General features: G+C 59.4%; 21 protein-coding genes. 15 read left to right on the plus strand and 6 right to left on the minus strand.

The genetic code is table 11. From position 1 onward, the window contains the following. Positions 1-16 precede the first annotated feature (16 nt). The 6 genes from ACUTQY_RS16030 (at position 17) to ACUTQY_RS16055 (ending at position 6985) form a co-directional block, all read left to right on the plus strand. Positions 17-1366: a glycosyl transferase family 2 gene (locus ACUTQY_RS16030; protein WP_230328342.1), complete on the plus strand. Its 1350-nt coding sequence runs from the start codon at positions 17-19 to the stop codon at positions 1364-1366. Between the two features lie 76 nt (positions 1367-1442). Next, positions 1443-2720 (plus strand): glycosyltransferase family 2 protein, encoded by a 1278-nt coding sequence (locus ACUTQY_RS16035; RefSeq protein WP_069100351.1) that lies wholly within the window; start codon positions 1443-1445, stop codon positions 2718-2720. Further along, entirely contained in the window at positions 2720-4168 is a 1449-nt protein-coding gene (locus ACUTQY_RS16040) for a radical SAM protein (protein ID WP_033643048.1), read from the plus strand. Before ACUTQY_RS16035 ends, ACUTQY_RS16040 begins: the two co-directional genes overlap by 1 nt. Positions 4169-4171: 3 nt before the next feature. Beyond that, entirely contained in the window at positions 4172-4981 is an 810-nt protein-coding gene (locus ACUTQY_RS16045) for a hypothetical protein (protein ID WP_046687030.1), read from the plus strand. Further along, positions 4978-6150, plus strand: a complete 1173-nt coding sequence (locus ACUTQY_RS16050; protein ID WP_046687029.1) for an MFS transporter — start codon at positions 4978-4980, stop codon at positions 6148-6150. The genes ACUTQY_RS16045 and ACUTQY_RS16050 overlap by 4 nt, the downstream gene beginning before the upstream one ends. A gap of 22 nt (positions 6151-6172) precedes the next feature. Continuing rightward, a complete protein-coding gene (locus ACUTQY_RS16055; protein WP_046687028.1) occupies positions 6173-6985 on the plus strand; it encodes a hypothetical protein in 813 nt (270 codons plus the stop codon). 30 nt (positions 6986-7015) lie between these two features. On the opposite strand, the gene ACUTQY_RS16060 is transcribed toward ACUTQY_RS16055, so the two are convergent. Beyond that, entirely contained in the window at positions 7016-8209 is a 1194-nt protein-coding gene (locus tag ACUTQY_RS16060) for an MFS transporter (protein ID WP_060660734.1), read from the minus strand. Between the two features lie 149 nt (positions 8210-8358). Here ACUTQY_RS16060 and ACUTQY_RS16065 point away from each other — a divergent pair, with 149 nt between their 5' ends. Next, positions 8359-9276 carry an ABC transporter substrate-binding protein gene (locus ACUTQY_RS16065; RefSeq protein WP_089191740.1) on the plus strand — a complete coding sequence of 306 codons (918 nt, stop codon included), beginning with the start codon at positions 8359-8361 and terminating at the stop codon, positions 9274-9276. A gap of 57 nt (positions 9277-9333) precedes the next feature. On the opposite strand, the gene ACUTQY_RS16070 is transcribed toward ACUTQY_RS16065, so the two are convergent. Next, entirely contained in the window at positions 9334-11109 is a 1776-nt protein-coding gene (locus tag ACUTQY_RS16070; protein WP_046687026.1) for a sigma-54-dependent Fis family transcriptional regulator, read from the minus strand. A gap of 275 nt (positions 11110-11384) precedes the next feature. On the opposite strand from ACUTQY_RS16070, the gene exaC reads away from it, so the two are divergent. Next, on the plus strand, positions 11385-12905 hold the full coding sequence (exaC, locus tag ACUTQY_RS16075; RefSeq protein ID WP_342188375.1) for an acetaldehyde dehydrogenase ExaC: 1521 nt from the start codon (positions 11385-11387) through the stop codon (positions 12903-12905). Between the two features lie 60 nt (positions 12906-12965). Here the strand turns inward: exaC and adhP are convergent, their stop codons facing one another. From adhP to ACUTQY_RS16090, 3 genes are all read right to left on the minus strand, one after another. Continuing rightward, a complete protein-coding gene (adhP, locus tag ACUTQY_RS16080) occupies positions 12966-13982 on the minus strand; it encodes an alcohol dehydrogenase AdhP (RefSeq protein WP_033643042.1) in 1017 nt (338 codons plus the stop codon). 197 nt (positions 13983-14179) lie between these two features. Then, positions 14180-15469, minus strand: coding sequence for a bifunctional sulfur transferase/dioxygenase Blh (gene blh / locus ACUTQY_RS16085; RefSeq protein ID WP_033643041.1), 1290 nt, complete (start codon positions 15467-15469; stop codon positions 14180-14182). A 16-nt stretch (positions 15470-15485) separates the two neighbouring features. After that, the gene (locus ACUTQY_RS16090) at positions 15486-16271 is read right to left on the minus strand and encodes a sulfite exporter TauE/SafE family protein (RefSeq protein ID WP_033643040.1); all 786 of its coding nucleotides are present in this window, start codon (positions 16269-16271) and stop codon (positions 15486-15488) included. Positions 16272-16462: 191 nt separating this feature from the next. Here ACUTQY_RS16090 and ACUTQY_RS16095 point away from each other — a divergent pair, with 191 nt between their 5' ends. Then, positions 16463-17698, plus strand: a complete 1236-nt coding sequence (locus ACUTQY_RS16095; protein ID WP_046687024.1) for an NAD(P)/FAD-dependent oxidoreductase — start codon at positions 16463-16465, stop codon at positions 17696-17698. Positions 17699-17825: 127 nt separating this feature from the next. After that, positions 17826-18119, plus strand: a complete 294-nt coding sequence (locus ACUTQY_RS16100) for a SelT/SelW/SelH family protein (RefSeq protein WP_033643038.1) — start codon at positions 17826-17828, stop codon at positions 18117-18119. A 6-nt stretch (positions 18120-18125) separates the two neighbouring features. Here ACUTQY_RS16100 and ACUTQY_RS16105 read toward each other — a convergent pair whose 3' ends face one another. Then, positions 18126-19067: a LysR family transcriptional regulator gene (locus ACUTQY_RS16105; RefSeq protein ID WP_046687023.1), complete on the minus strand. Its 942-nt coding sequence runs from the start codon at positions 19065-19067 to the stop codon at positions 18126-18128. 97 nt (positions 19068-19164) lie between these two features. Between ACUTQY_RS16105 and ACUTQY_RS16110 the strand changes: the two genes are divergently transcribed. The 5 genes from ACUTQY_RS16110 to ACUTQY_RS16130 all read left to right on the plus strand — a co-directional run bounded on the left by ACUTQY_RS16110 (position 19165) and on the right by ACUTQY_RS16130 (position 22695). Continuing rightward, entirely contained in the window at positions 19165-20364 is a 1200-nt protein-coding gene (locus ACUTQY_RS16110) for an MFS transporter (protein ID WP_046687022.1), read from the plus strand. A 94-nt stretch (positions 20365-20458) separates the two neighbouring features. After that, the gene (locus tag ACUTQY_RS16115; protein WP_025302805.1) at positions 20459-20953 is read left to right on the plus strand and encodes a TIGR00645 family protein; all 495 of its coding nucleotides are present in this window, start codon (positions 20459-20461) and stop codon (positions 20951-20953) included. Between the two features lie 188 nt (positions 20954-21141). Beyond that, the gene (fabZ, locus tag ACUTQY_RS16120; RefSeq protein ID WP_033643035.1) at positions 21142-21597 is read left to right on the plus strand and encodes a 3-hydroxyacyl-ACP dehydratase FabZ; all 456 of its coding nucleotides are present in this window, start codon (positions 21142-21144) and stop codon (positions 21595-21597) included. 34 nt (positions 21598-21631) lie between these two features. Continuing rightward, complete coding sequence (locus ACUTQY_RS16125; protein ID WP_033643034.1) at positions 21632-22420, plus strand: spermidine synthase; 789 nt, start codon at positions 21632-21634, stop codon at positions 22418-22420. Between the two features lie 80 nt (positions 22421-22500). After that, complete coding sequence (locus tag ACUTQY_RS16130) at positions 22501-22695, plus strand: ribbon-helix-helix protein, CopG family (RefSeq protein ID WP_004928567.1); 195 nt, start codon at positions 22501-22503, stop codon at positions 22693-22695. Positions 22696-22729: the final 34 nt, after the last annotated feature.

Consider the following 22729-nt stretch of genomic DNA (forward strand, 5'->3'; position numbering starts at 1 on the left):
GCAAGAGAAGAATGCAATGTTCATTTCGTTCGATGCCGTCTCGGTCTCGGGGATCACGGTGGAAGCAATGAAGATTGCCAAACGACTGCAAGCCTGTGGATTTCGCTCTTATCTTGATTTGGGATACGACATCAAGATTGATAAGGGAAACTTTAATAAACCCTATCAGCATGAGCATGACATCTACCGCGATGTCTTTACGCTGGTCCGCCTGGACGACATCACGTCGATTCCAGATTACCACCCCGCCTTTCTCGAGTACGCGCACGCGGCGTTGATCGGCCAGAAAACGCCCATTGACGAGCAAGAAAAAGCCGCTTTGTTGCATACCATCGCGTTGACGGCGCGGCAGCTGGCGGATCGCCTCATCGCCCAATGGGAAGCGCTCGCAATCAGCCATGTGGTGGTGGAAAACGGCACGCTGCCGGAAAACATCATCTATACCAAAGCGCTGTATCTGGCGATCGAAGATTATGGCCGACGTTATCGACTGACGCGTTTCGTCATCTGGCGCGATCATGACCTGATGTGGAACAGCGAAAAAAAGGTGCTCAAATACGGCCCGCCGCCTTATTCTCACGCCATCAAACCTATCCCTTCAAAATACATTACCTATGTCACGCTCAATCACGATCTGAAGCAAAAGCTGGAGGCCTGGTGCAATCATGATGTCCATGTCGAGGTAAAGAAAAATACCTATGACTTCTCGGACAGTCACGAAAGAACGAATGTCAGAAAGCAGATGAATATTCGCGATAATGATCTTCTCATTGCCAGAACCACCCGCATCATCCCTCAGAAAAGATTGGATCGCGATATTATACTGATCAGCCGGCTTAACGATTTATTTATCCGCGACCACAACACGCGACGCGCCTATTTGGCGATCGCCGGCAATGAATATGAAAATCCGTCATGTTATCTGCAACTCGCCAAATTGGCGCAGGAACTGAATGTTCTCCCCTATGTCAAATTCGTCGGCATGCTTCCTCATGTCGATATGCGCTCGGAAAACGACGCGTTTTGCATAGAGGACCTCTATCACTCTTGCGACCTGGTCTCTTTTCTCACCTCGTATGATTATGATAGCTATGGCAATCCTATCGGCGAAGCGATCAGTTGCCGCCGTTGCTATATCACCACTCGCTACGAATATTATCACGAAGTCTACGGCCGGCATGGGTTTGAAGCGCCCGTCATGCCGATCTCCGAGTTACAGGATGGGCCGCCGAACGACGAATTCATCCAGGACGTCTACCGGTTCATTAATAACAAGGAGAAGATGAAGCGCGTGGCGGAAAAGAATTACGCGCTGGGCAAGCGTATTTTATCCAACAACGTCATGGAGTTCTTAAATATCAGCTAATCATCGAATGACGTGAAATTTAACTTTCAGACAAGCCATTTCTAACTGTGGACTTTCATTAGCCCTTGGAGGATCTATGCGTGATACTGTTTTTGTGTCTGTCGTACTGCCCGTTTATAATGAAAGCGACCGTATTGAGGCGGTTTTACTTTCGCTGTTCAATCAGCACACCAAGAATGAATTAATCACCCACGACACTTACGAACTGATTGTCGTTGATAACAACTCCACCGATGATTCCGTCGCTAAAATAAACGCGTTTAGTGAAAGGCATCCGGCTATGGCCATTCATGTTATCGCCGAAACGGTGCAGGGTGTCTCCTCGGCCAGAAAACGCGGCATGGACTATGCGTCGCTGCGTTCTAAAGCCCGCGACAGCCGGCTGGGAAATAAACGCAAGCACTATATCGTTTCCGCCGATGCCGATTGCACCGTGGATGCATTTTGGCTTTACGAGCTGGTGAATACCATGATCGAGCAACAAGGCGACCTGGGCACCTGCAACTATTACTACCCTCCCGCAGAGTTTGAGCACCGCCCCAACCTGTTCCGCGAGATCCAAAAAACGCTGCGTCTGCGCGAATTTTCGTTCTCCCTGTTCGGCGGCTTCCCCGACGGCAAAGGGTTCGGGGTGGAGCGCAGCCTGTATGACGCGGTAGGCGGCATCGAAATCTTCTACCAGCTCAACCATGGCCGCTTTGTCGAACACCTGTCCGACGACTGGGACTTCGGCATTAAGGTCATCGCCTACGGCGGCAAGCCGGTTTACGCTCGCCATGCTTACGTTGAGATCAACAGCCGCCGGGTGGACACCATTCTCGATGAGGTGATCAACGGCATCGCCTACGGCAAGGACGGCATCATTATCATGAAGGACGTTCGGCCGGACGTTGAGCGACAGAAAACCGCGCTGGCGGACGCCACATCGGCGGAGGCGAAACTGGCCTGGGACTACTCGGTCAAGGACTTCACGCCAAAAAATATCTTACTGCCGGTGCTGCTCAATCCGTATCTGCTGTTGGAAAACAGCGAAGTGCGCGATTTCTTCTCCGGCCCGCTGGCCGACAGCCTCTACCGTCGCATTCACGAGCTGAAACACGAGATGCGCCTCATCGATTTCAAACCGATCCATGCCTACAAAACCCCCGCCTATCGGCTCTACCTCGAATTTCGCGATGCGTTGTTTGCCGCCATGCGGCGCGCCGTCGGTGACGATATCGGCTTCCCGCCCGCATTGCCGGCCTGCTTCGATACGGTCAAAGACGAAGATTTCACCCGCTTTGTTTATTACTTCTGTGAAGACCGCGAGTCCGGCGAAGCCCACAACTATTTCGGCAACGGAGGGGTATTCTGATGAACGACGAAGCCTTGCACTCATTGCTGGATATCGATGAAAACTATCCCACGCCGCGGGTGAACGCGTTCCTGGCGCAACCGGAAAACCGGGCCTTTCTGGAGTACGTCCATAAGGATCCGTTCGGCTGTCACGTGTTCCCCGGCGATCTCGTCGACTACCCGCTGGCCGCGTTTTTTGCCGATATGGAGGCCGACATTCGCCAGGCGGGCAAAATCCACCTCTGGGCCTATATCCCGACCTGCCGCTATCGCTGCCATTTTTGTCAGTACCCCACGGTGATCCTCAATCCCAAGGCGCCCGCCTCTCAGGCGGTATTCCGCGATTTGGTCGATTTCAACATCAAGGAAGCGCAAATGTGGCTGGCGCGCGTGCCCAGCCTGGCCGAAGTGGAAATCGGCGAATTCAACGTCTTTGGCGGCACGCCGTCCTTGCTGCCGGAGCCGGAACTGCGCCGCATGATGGCCTTCTACTTCAGCCACTTTAACTTCACCAACGCCACCCTGCGCTTCGAAGGGGAGCCCGGCACCCTGAACAAAGCCTATCTGGCACTGCTGAAAGAGCTCGGCTTCAGCAAAATCAGTTTCGGCACCCAATCCTTCAATGACGACATCATCACCGCCTGCGGGCGCATGCACTCGGCCGAAGAGTGCGTGGAGACCATTCATCATGCGCGCGCGCTCGGCATTGATTGGGTCAGCGTGGACCTCATTTACGGCATGCTGGGCCAAAGCGTGGACGACGTGAAATACGACATGGAAAAAACCCTCGAGCTGAATCTGTCGCACGTCGTCTGCACCAAGCTGCACATGGATGAGTTTATTAAAAATCGCACCGGCGTCTCGGGCGAGCGCGAAAGCCTGTGGCAGAAAAAGGGGCTGATCAGCATCAACAACCTGCGCTTCCCTGGCCTGGGCAAACAGTACCAAATGCGCGAGCTGGTCGAGAACTACCTGAATGGCGGCTATACCGAACACCCCACCATGTACTTTCACCGCAATGATCAACAGCCGGAAAAGTGGAAAGCGCTCATCACCGATCTCGACAAGCAGTATCCGGAAGTGGCGATCGGTTTGGGCGGCAGCTCCAAATCGACGCGATCCGAAGCCATCAACATCACCGGTTACAAGAAGTACAAGGAGGCGCTCAACCAAGACCGCCTGCCCATCGAGGAAAGCCGCGGTTTCTCCCCGATCCAGCGTGAAGTGAACGCCTTCAAAATGGCGCTCTCCACCTTGCTGCCGGTGGACGATCGGGTGTTTAAACGGCGCTTTGACGGCAACAGCCTGTTTGCTAACCCGGTCATCCGCCGCACGTTGAAAACCCTGGTGGATAAAGCGCTGGTCACCGTCGATGGTCCGTGCGTGACGCTCACGCCCATCGGCGTCACGCTGGTCGAAGCCATTATCAATACCCAATTTTCCGCCGCATTCGCCAATCAGGAGTGAAAGATGACGACGACAGTCCCCGATCCCAAACCGGTATTCAGCTTCTATTACATCGGCATCGATACCGAAGCCGGCGTCACGCCACAACAGTTTGAAACCTTCGTGCGCGAACAAGGCGTGCATATCCCCTGTTATCCCGGCTGGCGCTGGACGTTGCTGCGCGGCCTGCGCGGCGAACGCGTCGGGCAATACCTGATGCTGTACGAGATTGACAGCGCCGAGCAGCGCGATCGTTACGTCACCGCCACCGGGCAGCGAACGGCGCACGCGCACGAATTCTGGCGGCGGCATGCCGCCGCGCAGGAAATCCTCGCCGAGTGGCGAAAACTGGGCACCTACAGCCTGCTGCCGACGCTGTTCAGCGATTATCGCCTGCTGGCTGAGAACAGAAAAAGCGACGTGCCGCCCGGCCCGCGCTACCGGGAACGGCCGGGCGAACCGCCCGAGGCGCGCATTATCGGCATCCACAATCTGGCGCTACGCGAAGGCGTGACCCCGGCGCAATTCGAACGCTTTATCGCCGAAAATCACCATCGCATTGAGGATTATCCGGGCTGGAAGTTTCACTTGCTGAAGGGAGAGCGCGGCAATCGGCTCGATCAGTACGCGGTGATGATGGAAATCGTCAGCCTGGCGGCGCTGGACGTGTTCTATCCGGAGCCCGATATCGCCACCGCCGAAGCGGCAACCTTCGCCAAAGCGCATCGCGACACCAAGCAAATGTATGAAGAGTGGAAGCAACTGGCGTCATTTTCCGGTTCACCGCAGATTTATACCGATTATCTGTCCGTCGCGCAGAGCCGATCGTCATGATGCTACCTTGGCTAACCGGCGAGGCCGCAGAGAATCATCGCCGGCAAATCGCCACCCGAGCGATCTTCTTCCTCGCCGGGTTGGGCATGGCCGCCTGGGCGCCGTTGATCCCTTTCGTGAAAGCGCGATTGGGCATCGATGACGGCGCGCTCGGTTTGCTGCTGTTTTGCCTTGCCGCCGGCTCCATGGCGATCATGCCCTTCGCCGGGTATCTGATCGCCAAACTGGGGTGCCGCGCCGTGTTGCTGGGCGCTGGCGCCTTGCTGTGCATCGACTTGCCGCTGTTGGCGTTACTCGATGCTCCGCTGTTGATGGGGGCGGCATTGGGGGTATTTGGCGCCGTCAACGGCATCATGGATGTGGCGATGAACTCACAGGCGATAATCGTCGAGCGGGAGAGCGGCCAGGCGAAAATGTCCGGTTTTCATGGCTTCTACAGCCTTGGCGGCATTGCCGGCGCCGGCGGCGTCAGTCTGTTGCTGCTGGCGGGTCTCGCCCCGGTCCAGGCCATCGGCCTGATCGCCCTCCTCATCGCGATCCTACTGCTGATCGTCGCCGGCGATTTACTGGCGCACGGCGGCATCGGCGAGCGGCGACGGGGCGGCGCGCGGTGGGCGCTGGCCCACGGCAAGATCCTGTTTATCGCCCTGCTCTGTTTCTTCGTGTTCCTGACCGAGGGGGCGATGCTCGACTGGTCGGCATTATTCCTGCATGCCGAGCGCGGCGTGGCCAAATCGCAGGCGGGGATCGGGTTCACGCTGTACGCCGTCGCCGTGGCCTGCGGGCGGCTGTATGGCGACAGGCTGATCGGCGCCGTCGGGCGCTTTCGCACTCTGCTGCTCGGCAGCCTGTGCGCCGCGGCGGGCGTGCTGTTGACCGTCACCGTCCCTCTGGCATCGGCCGCCTTTGGCGGGTTGATGCTCGCCGGCCTGGGCATCGCCAACATCGTTCCCATTCTGTTCAACGCCGTCGGCAATCAAAAACAGGTGCCGCCTGGCCAGGCGTTTCCGGCCGTGACGCTGGTCGGCTATCTCGGCTTATTAACCGGCCCGGCGCTGATCGGTTTTATCGCCAATTACACCAGCCTGGCCCTGGCTTTCGGCTGCACGTTGCTGTGCCTGTTGCTGGTCAGCATCAGCGCCAAAGCCGTGACGAACACATCTCACTAACTTAACTTGCGAGGATCGTTTAATGCATGCATCAACCACGCCGGTTTTCTCCCTGCACTACGTGGGAATCAACCTGAAACGGGGCGTCGCCTCGGATCGTTTCGAAGCGTTCGTTCGCCATAAAGGCGTCGCCATCCCGGCCTATCCCGGCTGGCGATGGACGCTGCTGCGCGGCCTGCGCGGCGAGCGTGAAAATCAGTACCTGATGGTTTATCAGGCTAAAGACGCCGCCACCTACGCGCGCTATATCGACGGCAACGGCGAGCTGACCGACGAGGCGCACGCCTTTTGGCGGCAGCGTCCGGAGGCCGCCGCGCTGATTGAGGAGTGGAAAACCTTCGCGACCTTCGCCGAACTGCCGACCCTTTACACCTGTTACCGTCTGGTGGCCGAGAATAGCCGCAGTTCATTGCCGCCCGGCCCCAATTACCGCAGCGAACCAGGGAAGGAAAGCATTCAGCGTGTCATCGGCATTCATAACCTGGCGCTTAAAGCGGGCGTCTCACCCGAGCGGTTTGAACGGTTCATTACCGACAACATCCACCGCGTGGAAGACTACCCGGGCTGGAAGTTTCACCTGCTGAAGGGCCAGAGCGGCAACCGGCTGGACCAATACGCGGTGATGCTGATCATTGAAAGTCTGGCGTCGCTCAACGCGTTCCATCCGGAGCTCGATGTCTCAACCGAGCAAGCGCTCAGGTTCGTGGCCGAGCATCAGGACACCGAACGCATGTACGACGAGTGGAAAACACTGGCGTCGTTCTCCGGCGCGCCACAAATCTACACGGATTACCTGGCGATTGGCGGCAACGAGAATGACGCCCATCCGGCGTAAACCGCGCGGCGGCGTTGAGCGCCGCCGCTTTCACGGCCGCCGTTCGCCGAACGGCGCCAGCTTCATGCCGATAAGCGTCACCACGCAGATGAGCGCCCCGGCGTAGAAGGTGGCGGCGGAACCGAACAGCTCCCACAGGGTTCCGGCCCCGAGACTCGCCAGCAGCAGCGCCACGCCGCTGATCAGATTGAACATGCCGAACGCGGTGCCGCGCAGGTGCGCCGGCGCGATATGCGCCACCATCGCCGCCAATAACCCCTGGGTCATGCCCATGTGCACGCCCCACAGCGCGACGCCAAAAAGCACCCCGCCCCAATGATCGCTCTGCGCCAATACCAGGTCGGCGGCGATCAGTACCAGCAACCCGGCTTTCAGCAATCCTTCATGGCTCATGCGGTCGGACAGTTTTCCGAACGGATAGGCCGAGCAGGCGTAGACCAGATTCATGGCGACCATCACCAGCGGGATCAGCGCCAGCGGCGTGCCGCCCTGCTGCGCCTTCAACACCAGGAACGCTTCACTGAAGCGCGCCAGCGTGAAGATCGCGCCGATGCTCACCACCCACCAATAGCTGCGCCCCAGCAGCCGCAGGTTGGCGCGAGTGATCGGGTTGGTGCGCTTGTGGGTTATCGTGGCGGCCGGCTCTTTCAGGCCGAAAAACAGCAGCGCAATCGCCAGCGCCGCCGGGATCGCCGCCACCCAGAAGATGGCGCGAAAATCGTTGTGCCACAGCAGCATCAGACCGACGGCCAGCAGCGGCCCTAAAAAGGCGCCGACGGTATCCAGCGACTGGCGCAGCCCGAAAGCCGCGCCGCGAATTTCCGGCGGCGTCACGTCGGCCACCAGGGCATCACGCGGCGCCCCGCGAATGCCTTTGCCCACGCGATCCAGCAGGCGCGCGCTCATCACCATGCCGGACGACGACGCGATGGCGAAAAACGGTTTGCTGATGGCGCCCAACCCGTAGCCCAGCAGCGCCAGCCCTTTACGTTTGCCGAGGTAATCGCTGAGCACGCCGGAGAACACCTTGACGATCAACGCCGTCGCCTCCGCCAGCCCTTCGATCAGACCGATGACAATCACGCTGGCGCCGAGCGTCGTCGCCATAAACAGCGGCAACAGGCTATGGATCATTTCCGAGGAAACGTCCATCAGCAGGCTCACGCCACCCAATACCCACACGCCGCGCGGTATGCGGCCCAACGTAGCGAAACGCGACGGCATGGTTCATCCTCGATCGGTTCAGCGCCGCCAGAGGCGCCTCATGATTTTTCCAAGATTGGTTAGTTGATTTTGTTCGTTCACAGATCTGCAGCCTTTAGAGATAGTGCAACGACCGTGTGACATCCATAATAATGAAGGTAATTAACATAATGATATATAGCAAAAAGATGATAGTGATTGCGGCGCTGCTGAGTTTTTCCGCCGCCGCCGCACCGGGCGTGGATCTCGTCGCCAACGAAACGCCGATCCACACGGTGAAGAGCGCCGAAGCCGTGGCCAAAATCCCCGCCGGCTTCCGGTTCGTGGAACCCGGCACGCTGACGGTGGCCATTTCCCTGCTGGGCAGCGGCCCGCCGTTCGGCCTGTACGCCCGCGACAATAAAACGGTGATCGGCAGCGAGGCGGACATCGCGCGCCTGGTGGCCGACGGTTTGGGGCTGAAACTCAGGCTGGTGCCCACGTCGTGGGAAGACTGGCCGCTGGGGGTGGCCTCCGGCAAATATGACGCCGCGGTTTACAACATCACCGTGACCAACGAACGCAAGACTAAATTCGATTTCGCCACCTATCGGCAGGATACGCTGGGCTTCTACGTCAAGTCCGACAGTAAAATCACCCAGATCAAAACGGCGCCGGATATCGCCGGTAAAAAGATCATCGTCGATTCCGGCACCAATCAGGAAGCGGTACTGCTGGCCTGGGACAAGGAGAACCGCGCCAAGGGATTAGCGCCGCTGCAGCCGGTGTACGTCACCGATAAGGCCGCCTCCACGCTGGCCATTCAGTCGGGCCGCGCCGACGCCACCTTCGGGCCCAACGTCTCCGGCGCTTATCAGGCGCGGCTGACCGGTAAAACCCGGCTGGTGGGCATCGTGCCCGGCGGCTGGCCGAAGACCGCCAACATCGCCGTCACGCTGAAGAAAGGCAACGGCCTGGTGGACGCGGTGCAGGCTTCGCTCAACAGCGCCATCGCCAACGGCAGTTATCTGCAGGTGTTGGATCGCTGGGCGGAGAGCGACGAGAAGATTGCCCACTCCGAGATTAACCCGCCGGGACTGGGGGATTGAGAGAGCAACAAACAGGCCCCGCGCAGCGGGGCCTTATCGCCCGTCAATCGATAAGCGTCATTCCTCTGCCGCTCTTCGCCTCCCCAGCTTGCGGTACAGCGTGCTGCGCGAAACGCCGAGCGCCTTCGCCGCCCGGCTGAGATTGCCGCCCGCCCTGTCGATCGCCGCCTGCAGATCCTCGCCGCCGGCGTCGGCGCATGCCTGGCGCGGCGACAGTACCGCGATCGACTGCGGCAGATCGTCCAGGGTGATCACCGCGCGATCGTCCGCCAGCGCCAGCAGCACCTTGAGCGTACTTAACAATTGCCGCACGTTGCCGGGCCACGGATAGCGCGCCAGCATCGCCAGCACCTCCGGCAACAGGCGAATGTCGCGCCGTTCGCCGCCCAGCTCCCGCCACAGCTGCAGAATGAACGCCTCCAATTGCGCCCGCTCTCTGAGCGGCGGGATGCGCAGGCTGTATTCCTGTATGCGATACAATAAATCTTCGCGAAACGCCCCCGTTTGCACCTGCCGATGCAGATCGTGGTGCGTCGCGCAAACCAGCGCGAAATCGACCGCATAGGCGCTGCGGCTGCCGAGCGGCGTGACCGTTTTCTCCTGCAACACCCGCAGCAGGCGCGTTTGAAGGCCCGCCGGCATGTCGCCGATTTCATCGAGGAACAGCACGCCGCCGTCCGCCTCGCGGATCTTGCCGATATAGCCTTTGGGGTTGGCACCGGTAAACGCCCCCGGCGCATAGCCGAACAGTTCGGACTCGATCAGCGGTTCCGGCAGCGCCGCGCAGTTGATCGCCACAAAGTTGCCGTTGCGCCAGCGACTTTCCTGAAACAGGCGGCGGCTGAAGTGCTCCTTGCCGCAGCCGGTTTCGCCGGTCACGCACAGAGAAAGGCCGGCGTTGAGAATACGCAACGCTTTCTGATGCTGCTCGTCGTGCCGTTCCGCCGGCGGCGTCGAACGCAGAGCGCTAACGCGGCGTTGGGGCGCCTCGAGCAGCGAATAATAGTGCCGTTGATTGCCGGCCAGCGTCTGGCGCGGCGCGCCGGAGGGTTGCCGCAACAGATCGGGGAACAGCTGAGCGAATTCAAGCGAGCCGAATGCGGCCGGCGAGAGTTGGAACTCGACCATCGCCAGCCGATTGGCGGCGATCAGCACTTCGTCGTGAAACACCAGCAGCAGTTCCTGCGCGCTGCCCAGGCGCCCAGCGTCGGCGTGCAGGCGCAGCGTCCAGTGACGATCGGCGATCGCGCTTCTGACCCAGCGGTGTTCGATATGGCGCACCGCCTGCATGATCAGACGCTGCGCATCAGGATACGGGCGCTGGGCCGGGGCAGAGAGATCCAGTATGCCGGCAATATGGCCATCCGGCCGGTAGATCGGCGCGGCGGTGCAGTTCAATCCGGCGTTTTGGTTGAGAAAATGCTGATCGCCGCGCACTTCGCAGAAAGCGCCCAGCGCCAGCGCAGTGCCGATGGCGTTAGTGCCCCGCTCCGCTTCTCCCCACTGGTTGCCCGGCGCCAGCGCAAAGCGCGACGCCTTGTGCAGAAAATCGTGATTGCCACGGGTTTCCAACACCAGCCCGTCGGCGTCGGCGATCACCACGATGGCCGGTTGACGCGTAATTTGCGCGCCCAACTGTTCGATCAGCGGCTGTACCCGTTGCGGCACCCAGTCGTTGCGGCTGCGCAGTTCTTCGAGCAGACCTGCTTTGATAAACGGGATATGTTGATCGGCGCGCGTCAGGCCGTAACTGCGGCTGCGCTGCCAGGATTCCGCCAGCGGGTGGGTCAGCAAACTGGCGCTCTCAGTGAGCAAGCGATCGTCAGGCAACATGCGTTTCTCCCCCGGCTGCAAGTGTTGCAAATATGTATCATAGATGTGTATCAGGCGTTGCGACACGGAACACAAAAAATCATCGGCGGCAGCGGCACCGCTCGATTGGCCTACCCTCATCAATGCTTAACGTTTTAATAAATAGCCATTTTTTAAATAACGCTACGTCCGTCGCTAATCTGGCACGGGGCGTGCTTCTCTGTGCTGCGGCGACAGGCCGCACTCACAGGCGCAGCGCAATAGCGCCGGTTATCATCTGCAGAGAGGTGCTTCACATGAAATATGTTCACCCCGGTTTGCCTGGCTCGCTGGTTTCGTTCCGTCAACGCTATGGCAACTACATTGGCGGCAAATTTGTCGAACCGGTATCCGGCAACTACTTCACCAACACCTCGCCGGTGACCGGCCAGCCGATCGCCGAATTCCCGCGTTCCGACGCCAAAGACATCGAGCTGGCGCTTGACGCGGCGCATGCGGCGGCGGACGCCTGGGGTAAAACCAGCGTGCAGGAACGCGCCAATGTGCTGTTGGCCATCGCCGATCGCATCGAGTCGCGGCTGGAGATGCTGGCGCTGACCGAAACCTGGGACAACGGCAAACCGATCCGCGAAACCCTGAATGCCGATCTGCCGCTGGCGGTCGACCATTTCCGCTACTTCGCCGGCTGCCTGCGCGCGCAGGAAGGCACCGCGGCGGAGATCGACCAAAATACCGTGGCCTACCATATCTATGAACCGCTGGGCGTGGTCGGCCAGATTATCCCGTGGAACTTCCCGCTGCTGATGGCCGCCTGGAAACTGGCGCCGGCGCTGGCGGGCGGTAACTGCGTGGTGCTGAAACCGGCGGAACAGACGCCGCTCGGCATCAGCGTGCTGATGGAAGAGATCGGCGATCTGCTGCCGCCGGGGGTGCTCAACGTGGTGCAAGGTTTCGGCGCCGAGACCGGCGAAGCGCTGGCGCGCAGCAAACGCATCGAAAAAATCGCCTTCACCGGCTCCACGCCGGTCGGCCGCCACATTCTCGCCTGTGCGGCGGAGAACATCATCCCCAGCACCGTCGAGCTGGGCGGCAAATCGCCGAACATTTATTTTGAAGACATCATGCAGGCGGAGCCGGCGTTTATCGACAAGGCGGTTGAGGGGTTGGTGCTGGGCTTTTTCAACCAGGGAGAGGTTTGCACCTGCCCTTCACGCGCGCTGATCCAGGAGTCCATCTACCCGCAGTTCATGGAGAAAGTGCTGGCGCGTATCGCCACCATCCGCCAGGGCGATCCCTTCGACACCGAGACCATGATCGGCGCCCAGGCGTCAAAACAGCAGTACGACAAGATCCTGTCCTACATCGACATCGCTAAAAACGAGGGCGGCAAAATCGTTGCGGGCGGCGAGCCCGCTCAGCTCGGCGACGAAGTGCAAAACGGTTTCTACCTGCAGCCGACGCTGATCACCGGCGACAACAGCATGCGTTTCTTCCGCGAGGAGATCTTCGGGCCGGTGATTGGCGTCACCACCTTCAAGGATGAGGCCGAAGCCCTGGCGCTGGCCAACGACACCGAGTTCGGGCTGGGCGCCGGGCTGTGGACCCGCGACATCAACCGCGCCTACCGCATGGGACGTGCGATCAAGGCCGGCCGCGTATGGACCAACTGCTACCACCTGTACCCGGCGCACGCCGCGTTCGGCGGCTACAAAAACTCCGGCATCGGGCGCGAGACCCACAAGGCGGCGCTGTCGCACTATCAGCAGGTGAAAAACCTGCTGGTCAGCTACGACGCCAAACCGCTGGGCCTGTTCTGAAGCCGGCGTAATGAGATAACAAGAAGGCCACCCGCAGGTGGCCTTCTTTTTTCGCGTGGCCTACTTCGCCATGCCGAGATCGATCACCATGCGACCGCGAATGGTGCCCGCCTTCATCTCCTCGAAGATGGCGTTGATATCGCCCAATGGCCGTTTGGTCACTTTCGGCGTCACTTTGCCTTCGGCGGCGAACTGGAACGCCTCTTTCAGATCTTCGCGCGTGCCCACCAGCGAACCCACCACCTGAATGCCGTCCAGCACCAGGCGCGGAATGCTCAGATCCATACTCTCCGGCGGCAGCCCCACGGCCACCACTTTACCGCCGGCGCGCACCGCATTGACCGCCGAGTTGAAGGCGGCTTTCGCCACCGCCGTCACCACCGCCGCGTGAGCGCCGCCGGTTTGCTGCTGAATGATCTCCTCCGCGTTTTGCGTTTTGGAGTTGATAGTCAGATCGGCGCCGATCTGTTTGGCGAACTCCAGCTGGCCATCATTGACGTCGATGGCGATCACTTTGGCGTTAAACACGTTCTTGGCGTACTGCAACGCCAGGTTGCCCAGCCCGCCCAGGCCATAGATGGCGATCCACTGCCCCGGCTTGATATCGGAAATCTTCACCGCCTTGTAGGTGGTGACGCCGGCGCAGGTGATGCTGCTGGCGGCGAAAGAATCGAGCCCGTCCGGCACTTTCACCGCGTAGTCCGCCACCACGATGCACTCTTCCGCCATGCCGCCGTCAACGCTGTAGCCGGCGTTTTTCACCGAGCGGCACAGGGTCTCGTTGCCGCTGACGCAGTATTCGCAGTGGCCGCAACCCTGGTAAAACCAGGCGACGCTGGCGCGGTCACCCACTTTTAACGAGGTGACGCCCTCACCGACGGCGGAGACCACGCCGATGCCCTCATGCCCCAACGTAATGCCCGGCACCTCGCCGAAATCGCCGTTTTTCACGTGCAAATCGGTGTGGCACACCCCGCAACACTCCATTTTCAACGCCGCTTCGCCGTGCTTCAGCGGGCGCAGCACTTTATCCTGAATGTCTACGGTATGGTTTTTCGTCACTACGGCAGCTTTCATGGTGTTTTCCTTAGCAGTGTGGGAAGTACAGTTGTTAATGTAGTGACTGTATTCGGCGAGGGCAAGCGCCGCGTGTTTTGTGTAAAAACAAATAATTAAATATGAATCAGTCTGATTATTTCATAAAAAACCATTAACAGACGGCGCGATCGCCTTGAGATTGGCAGCCGTGAACAATCGCGCCTCTCTGGCTTGATTTACCCCTTGAAGCGATTAACAGGGATTTTGAGGTAGTGCCGCCCATCATCTTCGCAATCAGGCAGAACGCCGCCGCGAATGTTGACCTGCAGCGCCATCAGCATCAATTCCGGATGCGGCAACGTGGCGTCTCGCTGCTTTCTTTGCGCGATAAATTGGGCTTTATCCATGTTGGCCACCCAGGGGTTGTTCTCGCGCTGCTCTCGCACGGTGCTTTCCCAGCGGGCCTCACGCCCCGCCGGGCGATAATCGTGGCCGGTAAACAGGCGGGTATCCGCTGGCAGGCTCAAGATCCGCTGCAACGAATCCCACAGGGCTTCCGCATTTCCGCCGGGGAAATCGGCCCTTGCGGTGCCGCTGTCAGGCATGAAAAACGTATCGTGAATAAACGCCGCATCGGCAATGTGATACGTGACGGAAGCCAGGGTGTGGCCAGGAGACAGCAAGACTTCAGCGCGCAGGTTGCCGATAAAAAAGACGTCCCCATCCGCAAACAGCGCATCCCACACGGTCTCGGCGGGAGGCAGTTCCTTCAAATTATAGATGTCTTGCCACAGCCCCTGCACGGCGGTGATTTTTTCGCCTATGCCGCTGAGGGCGCCGGTTTTCTGCGCCAGCCAGGTTGCGGCAGAAAAATGGTCGGCATGCGGGTGCGTATCCAGCACCCAGGCCACGCCCCATCCTTGCTGCCGGATAAAGCTCAAAATGGTGTGCGCCTGCTGATGCGATACCGTGCCCGATCGGCGGTCAAAATCCAGTACCGGGTCGATGATGGCGCAGCGACGCGCCTCGGGATCGGCGACGACATACTGCAGGCTGCCGCTTTCCGGCTCATAAAATGCGTGCACTTGCGCATGAGACTGAACGGACTGATGCCGGCGATACCAGCTGAGCGCCTTATCGGCATCCGCGCCATATTCTTCGCATTGGCTGCGGAATCGCGCTTCATCGATCCGCCCTTCGCGCAGCGCATGCAGCAGAGCAAGGCAGGCTGAGCGCGCCCCGCTCCGGCAGTGCGCCAGGGTCTTCTTGCCTCGCCGCAACAGGTAATGGAAGGTATAAACGGTCTCCCAGGTCAGCGTGTCGAACGTGTAAGGAAGATAGACGTAGTCTATGCCCATGCCTTCAGCCAGCGTTTTCTCTTGCTGATGGGATAGATGCTCCCCCGGTTCTTCATCTGGCCGGTTGTTGACGATAAGCCGGTAGCCTTGTTGATGCAGGGTAGCGAAATCACTCGCTGCGGGCGCCCCCGAAAAGGAGAGCTGATGATGGTATGTACGGATGCGCATATTTTTTCCTTCTGTCTTATAAGCTTTTAAAAAGCATATAAAGGGCCAGCACCAAGAGCATGGCGGCGTAGAGCACACGGATAATGTCCTCGCGTTTCTTCAGGCGTTCGGTGAGCGCAACCCCCACGACGCCCCCCAGAACACCGCCGACGATCAGCCAGCACGTGATGACGAGCGACACCTTGCCGGACAAGGCATAGCTTGCGCTCGTCGATAAACCCATGGCAGAAACCACCACCAGCGAGGTGGCCACCGCTTCAAGCAGCGAAAAGCGGAAAAACCAGAGCAGCGCCGGCACCACTAAAAATCCGCCGCCGATACCCAGAAAGCCGGCCACCGCGCCGAGCGCCAACACGCTGGGCCACACGATGGCGGGATGAAAGGTTGCATCCGGGGAAGCCAACCCGTTGCCGGCCCGGTGATTTTTTTTCAGCGTTAATCCGGCGACAATCAGCATCAGCAAAGCGAAAGGCAGGGTTAGATAGCGCCCGTCCGTGATTTTTCCCATCTGTGAACCTGCCAGCGTTCCTGCCACCGCGACCAGCGACACGACAATGCCGGTTCGCCACCGGACGTTTCCTTTGGCGGCGTGCGCAAAAAGGTTGAGCAGCGCACTGACGGCGACGGACATGGCGCTGGTGCCTATCACCAAATGCGTATCCGGGATTTGCACCATATACAGCAGCAGCGGCACACAAACGATGGAGCCGCCTCCGCCTGTCAGGGCCAAGAGAAATCCGACTATTCCTCCGGTTATCACCAATAACATCAGGGTATAAAAAGTAAAATGGAAAAAATCCAATGCGTTAATTCCTGAACGGTGTTTGTGGCATTTATTAACGATCAGTTCGCATTGATTGTCAAATAACTTATTACATTTAGCTATTACATATAGCTAAATCGAATATGTGATTTTCAATATAACCATAAGTTCTATGAATTCCCTTTTAATCTGGGCATTAACCCCCTACTTTCTTATGAAAGGAGGCCTGCATGAAACCGGAAAAAATAAACACCCAGAAAAAAGTTGTTGTTATTGGCGGTGGTTCATCTGGAATAAGCGTCGTGGCAAGCATAAGGAAGCGAGTTAAAGGCATTGATATAACGGTAATTGAACCTGGCGACTGTCATTATTATCAACCGGCATGGACCCTGGTGGGCGGCGGGCTTTTTGATATCAATGAAACGCGGCGTTCCATGCGCGCCGTCATCCCCCCAGGAACCGCATGGATTCAGGATAGCGTGGTCAGAGTGGAGCCCGGCCCAAAATATGTCGAGACCCGCCAAGGGCAGAAAATAAACTACGACTTCCTTATTGTTGCCTGCGGCCTCGTTTTACGTTGGGATAAAATAGAGGGTCTTGAAGAAACGTTGGGAATGAATGGCGTCACCTCTAATTATCGTTTTGATCTTGCGGAATACACCTGGAAACTGGTTCGTGAAATGCAAGGCGGCGAGGCGATATTTTCTCAACCACCAATTCCGATAAAATGCGCCGGCGCGCCGCAAAAAGCCTTATACCTTTCATGCGATCACTGGCGGCGACAAGGTGTCCTTAATAATATTAACGTCAATTTTTGCCTGGCGGGCGCGGCGGTATTCGGCGTGCCGCAATTTGTTCCTCCGCTGACCCATTACTTGAAAAAATACCGCGCACAGGTCAACTTCCGGCATAATTTAGTTCGCGTTGATGGGCAGCGTCGGCAAGCGACCTTTTCTCTGGACGGTGATGAAGAAGGCAAACGCGAAGTGACACTGCCCTTCGATATGCTGCACGTAGTGCCGCCGCAATCTGCGCCGGCGTTCATTTCGCAAAGTGGGTTGTCTGACGAGTCAGGTTGGTGCGACGTGGATAAATTCACCCTACGGCATAAGCAGTGGCAGACGATTTTTGCGGTTGGCGACTGTTGCGCCACGCCAAATGCCAAAACCCTGGCGGCGGCTCGCAAACAGGTGGTGGTGGTGGCAGAGAACATCGCGGCGCAGCTTAACGGCGCTCCTGATGCGGCACGGTATGATGGTTATGGCTCCTGCCCATTGACGGTAGAGAAAGGCAAGGTTGTTCTGGCGGAGTTTGGTTACGACAGTAAATTGCTCCCCACCTTTCCTCTGTTCGACAACACGCATCCCAGCCGTATGGCATGGTGGCTGAAGGCCTGGTTTTTACCCAAATTTTACTGGGCGGGCATGTTGCGCGGGGTCGAATGGTTTGCCAAAAGCAAGCCATAGCGACCGTCATCGTTATCCGCGCCTCGCGGCTTCCGCAGGCGCTTGACTATTTGGCGATACACAGCCACCATCGCTTGCGAGCCATCAGGCTGATTGCAAGCCGTCACCACTAACCGGTCGATCAACGATGAAAAATGCCCCCGCCGTTACGATTCACTACTGTTCACAATGCAATTGGTTGCTGCGCGCCGGCTGGATGGCGCAAGAGCTGCTCAATACCTTCGGCGACGATCTCGCCTCCGTCACCCTGATGCCGGGCACCGGCGGGGTGTATCAAATCAGCGTCGATGGCGTGATGATTTGGGATCGCAAAATTGACGGCGGCTTCCCCGATGCGGCGCAGTTAAAGCAGCGGCTGCGCGATCACAGCTTTCCCGAGCGTTCCCTCGGCCACAACGACGGCAAAAAAGCCCGGCACTGAACGGCGTCAGCCCGCCGCCGGCGGCCGCGCGCCGAGAATGCGCGGCATCACTTCTTTCATCATTTCCATGAACTTGCGCAGGCGAGCCGGGTAATAGCTGGCGTAGGGATACAGCAGGTAGATAGGCAGCGGCGCGGCGCGCCAGGCCGGCAACACGGTTTGCAGCGCCCCGTCGGCCACATCGTCCCGCACCAGCCAGGAGGAGACAATCGCGACGCCCAGCCCCTCCAGCGCCGCCTTGCGTACCGCGTACAGGCTGTCGGTGCTCAACCTTGGCGTGATATCGAACCGTCCCTGCTCGCCGCGCTCAACATGGGTCAGCACCACTTCATTGCGATAAAAACTGTTCAACGCCAGCCACGGCAACCGCGCCAAATCGTCAAGACAGCGAACCGGTTCTCGGCTCTTCAGCAGCGCCGGCGACGCTACCGTGCTGCGCGGCACCTCCGCCAGCAATACCGCCACGACCGACGGATCGGTCACAGCACCGACGTGAATGGCGCAATCCACGCCTTCGGGAATAAAGTCCGGAGAATGATCGTTCAGCGTCCACTCAACGTAAGTTTGCGGGTAGCGCCGCAAGTACTCGCCCAACGGACCGATCAGCTGATCCTGGCCGAAAGCGTGCGGCGCCCGCACGCGCAACACCCCGACCGGTTCGTCGCGCGCGCCGCCCAGCCCTTCTTCCAGGCTTTGCCATTGTTCGATCAGCCCCCGCGCCTGGCGGTAACAGCGCTCGCCGTCGTCGGTCAGTTTGAGGGCGTGAGTCGTCCGCTGGATCAGTTTGGCGCCCAGCAGCTGCTCCAACGCCTGCAGACGCCGACTGATCGTCGGTTGTGAGGTGCCCAGCTGGTGCGCCGCCGCCGACAGGCTGCCGCTTTCGACGATGCGCACCAGCGTATGCAGCAAAGTTATGCGGTCGCCGTTGGGTAAATTAATTTTATTCATACGTTAAGTGTATAACAGTTTTACCTGCGAGGGGGCTACAGCGGAATGAAGCAAGCGGTAAAAATGGCCGCACATTCACTTTGCAGGGATCTTTGCCATGAGCACCACCGCCACCAACGGCGCCCCGTCCACCAACGTCGTGTTTCTGCTGGCCGCCGGCGCCGGCCTCAGCGTCGCTTCAATCTATTACAGCCAGCCCATGCTCGGCATGATGGGCGCCGATTTCCACGCCGGCGTCGCCGATGCCGGCATGGTGCCGACGCTGACCCAGTTGGGTTATGCGTTGGGCATTTTACTGTTGGCGCCGCTGGGCGACCGGTACGATCGCCGGCGGATCATTCTGATCAAAGGCGCGCTGCTGACGCTGACGCTGCTGTTTTGCGCGTTTGCCGCCTCATTCCCGCTGTTGTTGCTCAGCAGCCTGGCGATAGGCCTGACCGCCACCGTCGCCCAGGACATTATCCCCGCCGCCGCCACGCTGGCGCCGGAGGCCAGCCGCGGCAAAACCGTCGGCGCGGTGATGACCGGGCTATTGGCCGGTATTCTGCTGTCGCGCGTGTTCAGCGGCGCGCTCGCCGAGTTCGCCGGCTGGCGCAGCGTTTACGCGCTGGCGGCGCTGGGCGTTTTGCCGATCACGCTGGCTATCTGGCGCATGTTGCCGCGTCTTCGCCCCCATAACGCGCTGAGTTACCCCGTGCTGCTGCGCTCGCTGGGGCATCTGTGGGCCGCGTATCCCGAGCTGCAGCGTGCAACGCTGGCGCAAGGCTTTCTGTCATTGGGCTTCAGCGCTTTCTGGTCAACGCTGGCGTTGATGCTGGCGGAGCGCTACCAGATCGGCAGCACGGCGGCCGGCGCGTTTGGTCTGGCGGGGGCGGCGGGGGCGCTGGCGGCGCCGTTGGCGGGAAGCCTGGCCGATCGGCACGGCCCTGACGCCGTGACCCGCATCGGCGCGGCACTGGTCCTGGCCGCCTTCGCCCTGATGTTTCTGCTTCCGCTGTTGCCGCTCCCGGCGCAGCTGGCGCTCATTGCGCTGAGCACCGTCGGATTTGATCTGGGCATCCAGGCGACGCTGATCGCACACCAGACCATCGTCTACGGTCTTGATCCGGCGGCCCGCAGCCGCTTGAACGCCCTCTTGTTCACCGGCGTATTCATCGGCATGGCGACCGGCGCCGCCCTCGGCAGCCGCATTCTGGCAAGCGCGGGCTGGCCGGGCGTCGTGGCGCTGGCAACCGCGGCGGGGGCCGTGGCGCTGTGGATCCGCTGCGGGCGTAAAACGGCACGCGTAGCGGCCTGATATCGCCCTCTACTGGCGCAAGCGGTTGATTTCACCCAGGCCTCTTGCGCTATACTGAGCGCCCTTTTTGCTACGCATTCAAAACAATTTTATGATGGAACGCTTGCTAGAAAACGCGATGTACGCCTCCCGCTGGCTGCTCGCGCCGGTTTATTTCGGCCTTTCACTGGCCCTGGTCGCCCTGTCTATCAAATTTTTTCAGGAGATCCTGCACGTCCTGCCCAACATTTTCTCCGTCGCTGAAGCCGATCTGATCCTGACCCTGCTGTCGTTGGTCGACATGGCGCTGGTCGGCGGGCTGCTGGTGATGGTGATGTTCTCCGGGTACGAAAATTTCGTCTCGCAGTTGGATATCACCGAAGGCAAAGAAAAGCTGAGCTGGCTGGGCAAAATGGACGCCACCTCGCTGAAAAACAAAGTCGCCGCGTCTATCGTCGCCATCTCGTCCATCCATCTGCTGCGGGTGTTTATGGACGCCAAGAACGTGCCAGACAACAAGCTGATGTGGTATGTGATCATCCACCTCACCTTCGTGCTCTCCGCCTTCGTGATGGGTTATTTGGACAAAGTGACCCGCTCCAAGCACTAAACGCGCCGCCACGCCCGATCGTCAGGATCGGGTGTCTTCCCCTCCTTCGCTGTTTCCCAACCGTCGTCGCCGTCATGTCTTTCATCTGGCACATCTGATGATAATTTTATTATAATGTCATTACACTCATTATGGACCGAACGCCGGCCATCGCGCCGGATTCGCCGCAGACAGGATCACGCTCCCCCATGCCATTACATGGTCACCCCCTGCAATTCCACGATATTCAGGCGATTCTGCCTCATCGCTATCCCTGTCTGTTGGTCGATCGCGTGCTGCCCGCCGGCACCTGCATCGCCGAAGGGCGGCTGAGCGCCATCAAGAACATCACCGCCAATGAGCCGACGTTCTGGAGCGGCCATGCGCGCTTCGCCGGTTTTCCTGGCGTGCTGTTGGTGGAAGCGCTGGCGCAAAGCACCGGTCTGCTGGCGCATTACTATCTCGGGGCGCTTAACGAAGGGGAACATTACTACTTCGCTTCCATTCAGCGGGCGCGGTTTTATCGCGCCGCCCGTCCCGGCGACCAGGTGTTGATGGAGGTCGCCTTTGTACGCCGGCGCGGCGCGATCGCCCGCTTCACCGGCCGTGCCAGCATCGATGGCCGGCGCATTTGCACCGCCGATTTCATGTGCGCCCGTAAGTAAACAGGCCGCTTGCCAAAGGAGCCCTGCGAATACCATGTCTCTGGTTGACAGCTTACTCAGAACCCTCGATTTCTCCCCGCGTGGCCAGGTGATCGCTCGCGAAGCCGACGCCTGGGGCGAAATCATCGTTTCCGATCACAAGGACTACCGCACGCTGCGGTTTGACGGCATCTGCGAGCAAAGCAAGATGAGCCTCAGCAACCCCGCGCAGCCGATCCACAACTACATCAAAGCGATGCTGATGGCGGTGGCCTGGCAGCCGCCGACGTCGGCGTTGATCCTGGGGTTAGGCGGCGGCAGCCTGCTGCGTGCGCTGCACGCGCTCGATCCGGCTATGCGCTTGGAGGTCGTTGAGCTGCGCGCCGCGGTGATCGCGGTCGCGCGCCGCTATTTTACGCTGCCGGCCACCGACACCATCAGCCTGCGCACCGCCGACGCCATGGACTTCGTGCGCCCGCCCGCCGAAACGCGTTACGATCTGATTTTCTCCGATCTTTATTCGGCGTTCGCCATGGATCCGCAGCAAGGCACCCAGACATTCCTGGAGAACTGCGCCGCGCGGCTGAATGACGGGGGCTGGCTGGTGCTGAATTACCACGATCTGCCCGACGAAAACAGCCTGCTGTACCACAGCCTGCACCGGATATTCGCCACCGTGCTGTTTTGCATCGCCCCCAGCGGCAACGTGATCATTTATGCTACGCCGGCCCAGGTGTCGCTGCCGCTCAGCACGCTGCGCACGCTGGCCGCCGGCAGCGGCGAGCTGTTCAACTGCGAACTCGGCTACCTGTCACGCAAGATAGAGCGGCTGCATTTCCGCTAAAGACGAGCGGCGGCGCGGTCTGGCTGGCCGCTTCGCTCACATGGTATTATCATTCAGTCATCATTCTCTGGAGGATCCTGATGGAAAAGAAAACGGCGCGGCTAACGGTGCTGATTGACCCGGACAAGAAGAAAGCCCTGGAAGAGCTGTGCCTGCAGCAGGATGTCACCCCTTCCCAGGTGGTGCGCCAGCTGATACGCGATTATCTGCACAAGCATCAGGTGGATTATCCCAGCCAGCCGACCCACGCCAATCCTCGCGTAGAGAGCAATTGAGGCGGCCCGCCCCACAAACCGTGAAGCGCGCTTT

It is taken from the genome of Serratia sp. TSA_130.1 (assembly GCF_052691795.1).